At 40.5% G+C, this 12,445-nt stretch carries 9 protein-coding genes and 1 pseudogene; all 10 read right to left on the bottom strand.

Going from position 1 to position 12,445, the window contains the following annotated elements:
• Positions 1-3,787: pseudogene (locus QM867_RS06300) on the bottom strand (hypothetical protein); the annotation flags it as partial.
• A 692-nt stretch (positions 3,788-4,479) separates the two neighbouring features.
• The gene (locus QM867_RS06295) at positions 4,480-4,701 is read right to left on the bottom strand and encodes a hypothetical protein (protein ID WP_049549518.1); all 222 of its coding nucleotides are present in this window, start codon (positions 4,699-4,701) and stop codon (positions 4,480-4,482) included.
• A 300-nt stretch (positions 4,702-5,001) separates the two neighbouring features.
• Positions 5,002-5,634, bottom strand: coding sequence for a response regulator (locus QM867_RS06290; RefSeq protein WP_281335122.1), 633 nt, complete (start codon positions 5,632-5,634; stop codon positions 5,002-5,004).
• 11 nt (positions 5,635-5,645) lie between these two features.
• Positions 5,646-6,644 carry a sensor histidine kinase gene (locus QM867_RS06285; RefSeq protein ID WP_414315376.1) on the bottom strand — a complete coding sequence of 333 codons (999 nt, stop codon included), beginning with the start codon at positions 6,642-6,644 and terminating at the stop codon, positions 5,646-5,648.
• Positions 6,641-7,339, bottom strand: coding sequence for a cell wall-active antibiotics response protein LiaF (gene liaF / locus QM867_RS06280; RefSeq protein ID WP_414315375.1), 699 nt, complete (start codon positions 7,337-7,339; stop codon positions 6,641-6,643). The genes QM867_RS06285 and liaF overlap by 4 nt, the downstream gene beginning before the upstream one ends.
• Before the next feature lie 94 nt (positions 7,340-7,433).
• Positions 7,434-8,435, bottom strand: coding sequence for a type 2 isopentenyl-diphosphate Delta-isomerase (gene fni / locus QM867_RS06275; protein WP_414285307.1), 1,002 nt, complete (start codon positions 8,433-8,435; stop codon positions 7,434-7,436).
• Positions 8,413-9,426, bottom strand: a complete 1,014-nt coding sequence (locus tag QM867_RS06270) for a phosphomevalonate kinase (RefSeq protein WP_414315374.1) — start codon at positions 9,424-9,426, stop codon at positions 8,413-8,415. Before QM867_RS06270 ends, fni begins: the two co-directional genes overlap by 23 nt.
• Positions 9,413-10,366 (bottom strand): diphosphomevalonate decarboxylase, encoded by a 954-nt coding sequence (gene mvaD / locus QM867_RS06265; protein WP_414315373.1) that lies wholly within the window; start codon positions 10,364-10,366, stop codon positions 9,413-9,415. The genes QM867_RS06270 and mvaD overlap by 14 nt, the downstream gene beginning before the upstream one ends.
• The gene (mvk, locus tag QM867_RS06260) at positions 10,348-11,226 is read right to left on the bottom strand and encodes a mevalonate kinase (protein ID WP_414315372.1); all 879 of its coding nucleotides are present in this window, start codon (positions 11,224-11,226) and stop codon (positions 10,348-10,350) included. The genes mvaD and mvk overlap by 19 nt, the downstream gene beginning before the upstream one ends.
• 123 nt (positions 11,227-11,349) lie before the next feature.
• On the bottom strand, positions 11,350-12,399 hold the full coding sequence (locus tag QM867_RS06255) for an N-acetylmuramoyl-L-alanine amidase family protein (protein ID WP_414315371.1): 1,050 nt from the start codon (positions 12,397-12,399) through the stop codon (positions 11,350-11,352).
• Between the last annotated feature and the right edge of the window lie 46 nt (positions 12,400-12,445).

Here is a 12,445-nt window from a genome sequence, read left to right as displayed (position 1 = left end):
TGTTTTCACCTGTATAAACATAGATTTCTTTCTTAGCTTCATTTGAGTATGGGAGCTCAACTGTTGGAGCTACGTTTACAAATTCTGACAATGGTTTCTTATCTTGAGAACCATCTGCATAGGTTACAACAAGATTGTTTCCATCTTTTTCAATTGATTTAATCTTAGCATCTTTATCAGCTACAGCTGTACCTTTTTTGTCTGCTAAGTTAGCATCATCGTTATTTTGAGAGTACTCAAGTTGGACTTTTTCTTTGATTTTAGCCAACTCAGCTTCTGTTACGTTAGCTGGATCTGCTACAGTAACTTTTTCAGTCGGAGTTGCAATGTCATATTTTTGAGTTTGGGCCTTAAGCATGACACGGAATGCACCTGGGTCAGTTGCGTTTGAAGCATTTGTTGCTCCATTCTGAATAAATGCACCATCTGTATCCGTTGCAGTTGCATAACGCCATCCCAAAGCCAAACCTTCTGGATTTAGTCCTTTAGTTGCTGCATCTAGTCTTTCTTTTGATAAACCATCTGTTGCTGCTGGAGTACCTGAGTAGGTAATGACTGCTGGTGCATCTGCTGGTGCCGGAGTTTCAGCATTGATAACATTTGCTTTAAATCCATATTGAGTGTTGATGGTATTTGCTTCACCTGCAACATCAGCAAACGCTTTGTTACCACCTTGTTTTACAGTAGCACTTGCAATTTTTCCGCTATCATCTTTGAATTTGATATCGAATGAGTTTGCTTCTCCACCGTATACATAAACTTCTTTAGTAGCTTTATTAGAGTAAGGAATCTCTACTGTTGGTGCTACGTTGTCACGTGCAGGAGTTGTTGTATCTTTAGTTACAAATTCTGACAATGGTTTCTTATCTTGAGAACCATCTTTATAGGTCACAACAAGATTTCCATCAGCGTCTTTTGTGACTGATTGAATCTTAGCATCTTTATCAGCTACAGCTGTACCTTTTTTGTCTGCCAAGTTAGCATCATCATTCGTTTGAGAGTACTCAAGTTGGAGTTTCTCTTTGATTTTAGCTAAGTCGTCATCTGTTACATTCGTTGGGTCTGCTACAGCAACTTTTTCTGTTGGAGCTACAATGTCATATTTTTGAGTTTGTGCCTTAAGCATGACACGGAATGCACCTGGGTCAGTTGGGTTTGAAGCATTTGTTGCTCCATTCTCAATAAATGCACCATCTGTATCCGTTGCAGTTGCATAACGCCATCCCAAAGCCAAACCTTCTGGATTTAGTCCTTTAGTTGCTGCGTCTAGTCTTTCTTTTGATAAACCATCTGTTGCTGCTGGAGTACCTGAGTAGGTAATGACTGCTGGTGCATCTGCTGTTGCCGGAGTTTCAGCATTGATAACATTTGCTTTAAATCCATATTGAGTGTTGATGGTATTTGCTTCACCAGTAACAGGATCAAACGGTTTGTTACCACCTTGTCTTACAGTAGCACTTGCAATTTTTCCGCTATCATCTTTGAATTTGATATCGAATGAGTTTGCTTCCCCACCATAGACATAAACTTCTTTTTCAGCTTTATTAGAATAAGGAATCTCTACTGTTGGCGCTACGTTGTCACGTGCAGGAGTGACAACTACAGTAACTTCAATCTCGTTTGACTCTTTACCTTGGCTATCAACAGCTTTATACTTAACTGTGTAAGTGCCTTGGGTATTTGTATCAACTGTCTTGGTTGCTGTGTCGCCATTTACTGAAACAACTTCAGCATGGACCTTATCACCTAGGGTTGCTTGGGCATCATCTTCTTTATCTGCTACTGTCACAAGAGATGCAAGGTCAAGTTGAGCACCTTGAGCAACAGTTTTTTTGTTTCCTTCAACTGCTGATGCAATAGTTGGAGCTTGGTTTTCTACTGAGCGTGGTTGCCAGTCAGCCACACTTGAGAAGCCACCCTCTACCACGTTTGAGATTGCTGCTACTTCTGTACCTGCAATCTTGTCAGCCATGGTAAGAACGATCGTATCTTGGAACTTACCGTGCTCAACTGATTTGACAGTTGCCTTATCTGATTTTTGTGATGTCCATGCAGATGAGGCATTATCACGTTTGACTGGAATCTCAACAGTCTCTCCAGCAGTATTTGTATAGCGCATGTAGGCAATTCCTGCATCATGAGGAACCTTAAGAGTAACCTCTTTTTGTCCTGCTACAACTGCAGCTTGGTTAGTAGTCAAGCTTGAAGGTTCAACAGTTGTTACACCAACAGATACTGGTACAGTACGACGGCTACTTTCTTCACCGTTAACTACTTGGCTTACCTCTACTGTTTGACGTGGTTTGATAGTTGTACCATCACCTTGGTTGTTGTTCAAGGCTGTTGGAAGCTCACCTGTAGTCCAGTTACCGCTACTGTCAACAGTGACATTGCCGATGTTTTGCTCTTGACCATCGATATAAATCTTAATAGTTGCACCTGGAACCCCTGTTCCTGAAAGAGTGCTTGAAGTTGAAGCTACAGTTTGAACAGGAACGTTGACAGAGGTGTTGGTCAAGTTTGGAGTCACACTTGGTGCAGCAACCTGACTAACCAGTTGCTTATCATATTTACCTGAGATAGCATACCAGTTGTTTCGTGGTAAGCCTGTTTTAGATTCAACTCCAGCAATATAAGAAATGGTCTGTGATGGGTCTTCAACTACAGTACGGTACTTAATAGTAACCATGCGCGCCTTAGTGTTGTTACCATAACTAAGGACATAAACCTTTTTAGTGTTGTTCATGACACCGCTAAGACCATTTACGTTGTTGTAGTCTCCCCCAACGGTATTCTTGACACGCCACTCAAGTTTATTACCAGCATCGATAAACTGCTGACCTTCTGCAGACGGCGAACCACCTGGTGTAACATTTCCATCCACCCAGCCATCGCGGGGGCCGTAAGCGCCGTTGTTATATTCTGTCACAACTTTATAAGGATCAGATACATTTTTAGGGATTGTAAAGTAGTAGTATCCTCCCATCTTATCGTACTGAGCCTCGTTAAAGGTTACCGTCCACTCCAAGACTGGACGACCTTGACCAGATGGGTCTGTAGCCACTGTTTTTCCATCGACTACCTCATAGTCTCCCAGCTGTCTGTACTCGATCTTAGCACGTTGAGTTGGATCTCCATCGTTTACTGTAGCAGTTCTGTCTTTATAAACGTACTTGATGTCTTTCTCTTCCGAAGAGCGATCTTGAGCACGTTCTTGTCCTGCTGCTCGACGGCTTCTTGACTTAGGTTGAGTGGCTGAAGTTTCTGCTGGAGCTGCCACTTTAACAGTTTGACTTGCTGTCAAGTTTGCAGTTGAACCATCTGCAAAAGTAACAACTACTGATCCATCTGCTTGGACTTGAACATCAGTCGCAGTAGGATTCACACCCTTAACAGCTGCCACTACATTTGCTTTTTCTTCATCTGTCAAAGCTGAAGAATCTGCTACCACTGTCAATGAAGGAAGCTGAACTCCATCTGCTTCCTTAGCTGTTTTTGCTGAGGTAGCTTCTGAACTTGTAGGATGTTCGGCAACCACTGGTGAAGTTGTTGATACCTCCACTGCTGGTGCTTTATACGTTCCTACTTCGTCACTAGAGCTTGCTTCAGCAGCTGAGTTGGCAGTTTTAGTCTCTACCTCCCCAGTATCAGCTGTGTCGGCCTTAACCGTTGGAGCTACCAAGGCTGCACCAACTGCAAAGACAAGCGAACAACCAAAAAGGAAATGTTTTCCTTTTTTAATCATACGCCAGTTCTTCTGCTCTGCATTTTTACGATTAAAATACATCACATTATCTCCTTTGTTTAAAAATAACTGCATGTCTTTTACATACAATTCAATTATACATCTCTTCTAGAAAATAGTCAATTAAAACAATTTTTGAACTTTCAAGTATTTTATAAACCCAAAACTACATATACACTGCCTTTTATCACTTAATATAGTTATCTAAAAATTAAGTAAAACAGGATTCTACACACACAGTTTTCTTCACTGGACCTTTTAAGACACAAAATTTCAAAAAAACAGAAAATTTACATTAAGTTTTCAGAATGAAAGAAAAAATATATGAATGGAGTTTTTATCAAAGAACATGAGTAACCCTAAATATTCTTGAATCTTTTACTACTCAAGAAAAATCAACCTACACTTTTTATTGACAAACCACTTAAGAAAGATGCTAGTCCAAGTATATATTTTTAACAAGACAATCGATAGACCTTCTTATGTTCTAGGAGGGTAAGGAAAGAGTTTTTAATGAATCCCATACTATAGGTGATCGCACACTAAAAATTTTTGCTTTTTTTGATTTTATAGGCTTAAAATGGTGTTTTCTTTTAAAAATTATGAGATAGCACCGAGGGATGCCATCGATTACACCTGTGAGAGTCAAATATAGTAGATTGAAATAAGATATGAACAAAGAGATTAGAAAAGTCAAAGTAATTTCTAGAAATATTTTTAGCAGTCATAGTGTACTATTCCAGATTCAATCCACTATAAAAGGACTTATACTCTTCGAAAATCTCTTCAAACCACGTCAGCTTCACCTTGCCATAGGTATGGTTACTGACTTCGTCAGTTCTATCCACAACCTCAAAACAGTGTTTTGAGCTGACTTCGTCAGTTCTATCTGCAACCTCAAAGCAGTGCTTTGAGCAACCTGCGGCTAGCTTCCTAGTTTGCTCTTTGATTTTCATTGAGTATTAGTCTTCTAGCATACTGAACTAAATCCTTGGTCTAAATCATTTGTCTCTTTTTGCAGTCTGAACAACAGCGCTAGGCTCATTTGACAGACATCCTTCTCGAGATGATACTCTCTACTATTCTTGTTGTTAACAAGTTCTACTAGCTACCGCCTATTATGGTTTTTTCAAGTCAGAACCGAGTTTTCAGGACTACTTGAGATACTTGATGTACTTGTTAATCCTAAATTACTGTTTTTTGCTAAAAGTATCCAATTTACCGAATAAACCTTAGTTTGGCTCCAAAAGATGCATCTAGAAGTTCTCCTGCCCTACCAAGTGATGTTGAAAGGCATAAACTGCTGCCTGGGTGCGGTCGCTAACCTGAAGTTTAGCAAGAATGTTGGAGACGTGGGTTTTAACTGTCTTAAGGGAGATGAAAAGTTCATCAGCAATACGCTGATTTTCATAGCCCTTGGCGATTAGTTGAAGGACATCTCGTTCACGCGCAGTCAGCTCTTCATGTAATTCAATATGATTGCGGTTGTATTCTACCTTTTTACTCACCTCTTGTTCAATAGCGAACTCACCGGCTGCTACCTTACGAACAGCGTGTAACAATTCATCTGCGCTCGAAGTCTTAAGCATATATCCTCTAGCTCCAGCATTCAAGACTGGCATGATTTTTTCATTATCTAGGTAAGATGTCACAATCAAGATTTTAGCCTCTGGCCATTCTTTGAGAATAGCTAGTGTCGCATCAATCCCATTGACTTCAGGCATGACAATATCCATGACAATCACATCTGGACGAAGCTCCAAGGCCATGGAAATTCCTTCCGCACCATTGGTTGCTTCTCCTACAACCTCTACATCATCTTGTAATTCAAAATAACTTTTCAAACCAAGACGCACCATTTGGTGGTCATCTACCAATAATAGTTTCATCTTACTTCCTCTTATCTATCCAAATCAAGCAAGGGAATACGAATATCCACTGCCAAACCTTGCTTGGGAGCTGTTAATAATTGTATAGTCCCAGCCATATCTTCCACTCGTTCTTTGATATTTCGCAGACCATAGCTCAGTTCATCAACATCATCCAGCTGAAAACCACGACCATTGTCTGCAACCTTCAACTGTAATTCCGTTTCCGTTTGATAAAGGTAAACATCTAGACATGAAGCTTGTGCATGCCGAAGTGTATTACTAATCAATTCTTGTACAATTCGGAAGACATGCTCCTCAATCTTTTTAGGTAGTGCAGTTACCTGATATTTAAAACTTACCTTCAGCTCACTTTTTTCTTCTAGCTCTTTGAGGAGTAGCTGAATCCCCTCCACCAAGCTTTTTTGTTCCAGTTCAATTGGTCGTAGATGCAAAAGAAGAATGCGCAAGTCTCTTTGAGCTGTCTCTAAAATGGCAGTCACACTATGAAGCTGAGTTTGCATCTTCTCTCTGTCTAATTTAAAAGCTTGTTGGCTGAGCCCCGATAAAATCATGTGGGCAGCAAAAATTTCTTGGCTGACTGTATCATGCAAGTCACGCGCGATTCGCTTTCGCTCCTTTTCGATAATCTGTTCTTCCTTGATCAAGGCTTGATTGTCCGCTTTTTGAATAGCTTCTGTTAACAAACCGAGCTTTCCTGACAAGTTTCTAAAACTTGCGTCTAAGTCAGCATCTCCCAGACTTTCAATATCTTTGCCAGCTAGCAGACGTTTGAGATTTGCTTGGATTCTTCTTTTTGCAATTTCATCAACCATTGTCCAGAATAGGACTAATAAAAATGCCAGGGCGAGACTAAACATTAAAGCCAGAAATAAGACTTTTTCTGTCTTTTCTAAATCTTGGAAGAGAGAAGTCCACTCCAAATCTAAGACCTTAAAAAGGCTTCGAAATAGAAAAGCAACAAAGAGAAATGAGGTGAGACCAATTAAAATATAAGGTTGTTTTTTCATCCTCGCACCACCTCAACATCTCCAATCATAGTTGTCAAAAGAATCTTAACACTCTTGGGACTCTTGAGATAATCTCTGGTTTCTTGATGAAATTGCTCATTACGTAAAGCACGTTTAGGCTGGTCAAAAAAGGTTAAATCTCCGTACAGAGAATTAACACTAAGACTGACTTCTACATCCACTGGTACAATAATTCTAGTCGTACCAACCAGTTTTCTCAAGATGATGACATTATCATGATTGCTCAAAATCACATGTTCTAGATGAATGGTATCCTTCCCCATGAGACGAAAAAGGTTGATATCATCAAAGCGGCAAGTCTGGTAGCTTGAAAAGTGGTGGAGATTTCCAAACCAGCGATTTTTCTCCCTCTTCACCGTCACTACCTCTTCAAAAATCAGATTGGTATCTTCTCTTTCCTGGTTCATCATAGGATAAAGTAAGAACAGGCTGTAAATCAAGGCTACAAAGATGGCTAAAATGACAAAGGGATTGAGCATGATGATAAAGAGAAATAGGATGCTCACCGCCACTAAAATGAAGTTATTCCCCTGTCTACCAGTATAGTATCGAATCAGCAGTAAAAACAAGAGCAATATCAGCAGAAAACGGGAAAAATGCTCTGATACCATCATAATCAGAGCTCCTGTCAATAAACAAGCTTCAATAAAGAGAAAAATTTGAAATTTTCGCATGTATCCGTCCTCTCTATTTTATTGTATCACAAAACCAAAATGTCACATCAGTCTGAGGAATGATAAAAAGACCGGGACCAAAATCCCGACCTCCTTATAGTTGATCTTTTGCTTCTTTTAATTTTCCATACAGGAGATAGTCAACCTCTTGTAAATCCTCAATTCTTTTACAATTAAGGGCGCACATAATCAAACGTAGGTCTTCCTTCCAGCTTTCAACAATAGAGATAACGACATCTACTGGGTAGTTTTCGACCAACTCTAACATGGTGCGTGATAGCCCAACTGCCCTTGCTCCAAAGACCAAGCATTTGATAATATCTAGTGGATTGCGAACCCCTCCGCTTACCAGAAGCTCTATTTTATCTTTCCAGTCTTGGGCATTGATAAGAGCCTGCATAGTTGATTGCCCCCAATCATTGAGGTAGTCCCGTTGCCCGCTACGACGATTTTCGATATAGGCAAAACTAGTTCCCCCACGGCCAGACAAATCAACCGTACGTATGCCTATCTCGTATGCCTTAGCAATGGTCTTCACATCCATGCCAAAGCCGACTTCTTTCAAAACAAGGGGAACAGAGATTTGCTCAGCATAATCTTTCAGATTACTTGGCCACAATCTAAATTGACGTTCACCTTCTGGCATGAGCAATTCTTGCATGACATTGACATGAACTTGCAAGAGAAGGGGATTCATCTCTTTCACTGTTTGTAATCCTAGTTCTACAGGCTTGTCTAAGCCAATATTGGTTCCAAGTAGAAGATTAGGGTAACTAGTTTTGACTGAAAAAGAGTCATCTGAAGGATCCTTAAGAGCAGCGCTATAGGAACCCGTTACAAATAAAATTCCACAGGCCTCAGCCACCTGAGCCAATTTTTGATTGATTTCTCTGCCCTTATCACTCCCACCTGTCATGGCATTTATATAAAAAGGAAAGTCCCATTTTCGCCCTGCAAATTCTGTCGAAAGATCAATCTCATCTATGTCGTATAAGGGTAGCGAAGAATGAATCAATTCAACTTCATCAAAACTATTATAAGAACTTTTTTGTTCAAGGGCATAGCGGATGTGTTCATCCTTCCGATTTGTCGTCATGTCCCATCCTTTCTTGATACAAGAGCTCAATTTCTAGATCAACCCAGCGTTTTTTCAGTAATGTTGTCGAATCTTGGTCAAAACTGAGGGCAATCCCACAGTCTCCACCACCAGCACCACTACTTTTAGCGACAGCTTTCAAGTCTTGACTGGCATTTTTTAATTGCCTGAGCGAAGGTGTGTAAATGTCTGAACTCAAGCCTTCTAAAAGCAAACTAGCATGATTTAGCAACTCAATGATTTTATCTTCTTGACCTACCTCCAAAGCCTTTACCAAGTTAGCTACAATTTCTTTTGAAGCTTCTAAGAAGCTAGCGTTCATATTATTTTTAATTTGCTTTACCATATGACTAGATACAGCCACTTCCTTGGTCCAACCAACCAGAAAATCAAAAGTAAAGACCGGTTCAACGCTCGCGATTGAAAAGCCCCAGTCACGTGCTAATACAGCTTGCAGTTCTTCCTTTTCTAGCCATTGTGCCACTTTCTCGCGGTCAAATGACTGATAGAGTACTAAATCTTCTGAAACGATACAGGCAATGTCCCCCATGGAACCATTATCTCCACGTTTGAGAAGAACTGCACTAGCCAGTTTAAACAAGAGTTCTCTTTCAACGGGTCTTTCATAGAAAGCAAGCATGGCCTTGATAACCAGGACAATGACGCTACCACTAGAACCCAGTCCAAACTTCTTGCCTTCACGCTCCATTTTCCCACGAATGTCTAGGGAGAAAGGCTGTAGTTCAACTCCTTGAGCAGTCAGGTATTCCTCTACTATGGCAACTGTTTCTTGAATCAAGGCATAAGAAGAATCCGCTCGCAAGTCTACACTATAGGAAAACATATCTGAGTAGAGTCGATAATCATTAGACGCTTTAATCTCAGCCGTCATATAGATGGGAATAGCCTTTATTAGCGCCAACTGTCCTGGTTCTAAAATGGCATACTCCCCAACCCAATAGAGCTTCCCACAAGTTTTAACAATCGTCATCTTGGCTCAAATCCTTTGTTTTTGAAACGATTAAGCGATAGCGTTGACCTAAAAGTTTTGATAGATGTTCCAAGTCTTTTTCTAAACAAAGAACCTTTACATTAGGCCCCGCATCCATGGTGAAGTAACAAGATTCTCCTTGTTCCCTAAGCTGACGAACAAAATCCATAGCCTCATAACTCGCATCCGTCAGGTAAGAGAAGGATGGAGTTGCTGTTTTTGTCGTAGCATGCATTGCGAGAGCGTTCTTTTCTGTTAATACTCCAACTTTCTCAAAGTCATTTTCCTTGAGGTAAATCAACATATCCTTGTAGTCTTGTTCAGACTGACGAATCCACTCATCAAAAGTCGTTGAAGTTTCCACACAGAGTTTCATACCATCCCGACTAGAGATTGGTTTTTTCTGGTCTTCTAAAACCAACATAATCATGGCTAGTTTCAAGTCAGTCTCGACTGGATAAATCTCTCCACTATCCTTGTCCCAAGCTGCTATCGGTCCATAAAAACTACGAGATGAAGAACCAGATGCAAATTTAGCTTCCAAGGCTAACTCTTTACGATCTAATCCTAATTGGAAATAGGCGTTGCAGGCTTTGACCAGGGCAGATAAGCCACTGGAACTTGAAGAAAGACCTGCTGCTGTCGGCATATTGTTCTTGGTATCGATACGAACAAAACCTGCTCCTTCAGGACGGTAGCGGTCAATGATTTTACTCATTTTAACATGCTCAGCTTCGTTTTGCAGCTGACCATTGATGTAGAAAGTATCCGAGCTTGCATCTGCTGGTAAAGGTGAAAGTGTCGTCTCCGTATACATATTTTCTAAGGTTAGAGAGATACTGCTAGTCGCAGGAACCATCTCTTTTTCTGCTTTCTTACCCCAATATTTGATAATAGCAATATTGGCATAGGAACGTACTGTTACAGGCTTTCGATCCATGTCTGAACAGCTCCTTTCTCTTCTAATCTTTCTGCTAGTTCTTGCGCTTGGCTCTCATTAGCAACCAAGGCGATGATGCAGCCTCCTAGACCACCACCACTCATCTTGGCACCTAGAGCACCATGTTCAAGGGCAGTTTCAACCAAGGCATCTGCCTCAGGGCTACTAACTCCGATTTCTTTTAGATTTCCATGAGCTTTGGTAAGAATCTCTCCCAGCTTCACGGCATCTTTTATTTTTATTGCTTCTTCTGCTTCTTGGGTCAACTCTCCTAGCGCATGCAAGAATGGTAAGGCATCCTTGCCCTTGCTCTGCACGACTTGGATAGCTTCACGAGTATGTCCATAAACTCCAGTATCTGCAATGACCAGATAAGCTGATAAATCCATGGCTAATTCTTCAAAACCTACATTCTTGATAAAACGAATAGGTTGGTCACTAAGACAGGTCTTGGCATCTAAACCACTAGGATTCATATGGGCAATCATCTCCGCCCGATTGACCAAAATTTCTAAAACATCATGTGGAAGTTCTGCTTGGTAATAATCAAATACCGCTCGAATGGCTGCAATACTTATGGCTGCTGAAGAACCCATCCCACGTTTTTCAGGAATAGCCGAGTCAATTTGACAACGAATGCATGCATCTTTGATATTTAGATACTCGAGAGAAGCATACACAGCCATGGACAAGGTGTCCTCTTCAAACAGACGCCATGGTGTCGCTGCTGGAACCACCCGACAAGTCACCTCCACCTCTAAAAGAGGTAAAGAGATGGCTGGGTAGCCATAAACCACCGCATGCTCTCCGATTAAAATAATTTTACTATGTGCCTGACCGACACCAACTTCTTTTGTCATTTAATCCTACTATCAGATGAAAATCATCTGTTTCTAGATAAAATTTTAGAACTTTATTCCTTTCTATTTTATTATATTTTCACAAAAAAAGCGATTGTTTCCTTTCACAATCGCTTGTTTTCATTATTGTACCCACTCACCATTGTAGTTGACGTAGTAGCCACCTACAGTGGTATTCACAGCTAAGGCACCTGAACTATAAGCATAGTACCATTTACCATTAACTTGGAACCAACCTGTCACCATAGCTCCTGATGAACGGAGATAATACCAAGTATTACCGACATAAATCCAGCCAGTTTTCATATCACCATTTTGAGCATCTAGATAATACCAAGTTGAACCTTCTTGATACCAGCCTGTTGCCATGGTTCCTGATGAACGTAGGTAGTACCAATATCCATTGATAGACACCCAACCTGTTTTCATATCACCGTTTTGAGCATCTAGGTAATACCAAGTTGAACCTTCTTGATACCAACCTGTCGCCATAGCACCTGATGAACGTAGGTAGTACCATTTGTTACCAAGATATTGCCAACCTGTTTGCATTGCAGCAGTTGTTGGATCGAGATAGTACCAAGTTGAGTTATCATTTATCCAACCTGTACGTCTTTCACCACCATGGTAGTCTTTCCCAGAAGAACCTGTTTTTGCTAGGTAATACCAGTTAGACTGATCATAAAGCCAACCTGTTTTTAAAGAATGGTCTTGGTCAAAGTAATAGTTTGCTAATTTAAGAACTTCTGGGCCTTCAAAGCCTTCACCATGTTTTTTGCCAACATTTAACGAATCCTTAGCCTCTAATTGTTGCCAACCAACAAATTCTTGTAGGATCCCATCTTGATTAAAGTAATACCATTTTGACATTGGCATATATTCTAATCTGATACCATTTGGGTAAGGACCAATGGTACTACCTTCATCTGGCATAGGAATATACTGCCAACCTACTACCATTTCTCCCATATAGTCAAAAAAGTAAGTTTTCCCATCAATCACTCGCCAGGCCGTTTCTTTGATGTCACCCTTCTTGTAGTAGGTTCTACCATTTTCTTGAACAAATTTCCAGCCTTCAGAATTCGAATCATCCGCAAATACTGTACTTGTTGCTAACAGACCAAAGAAGAAGACTGCGAGTCCAACTTGCATCATTTTTTTCAGAAATTTCATTCTTGTTTCCTCCAAAATGATTCTAGCAAAGTTCAAATCATATGTC

The sequence above is a fragment of the Streptococcus infantis genome (assembly GCF_047463635.1).
GTDB lineage: Bacteria > Bacillota > Bacilli > Lactobacillales > Streptococcaceae > Streptococcus > Streptococcus infantis_W.
Note: the sequence above shows the minus strand (reverse complement) of the source record. Positions and strands in the feature narration are given on the sequence as shown.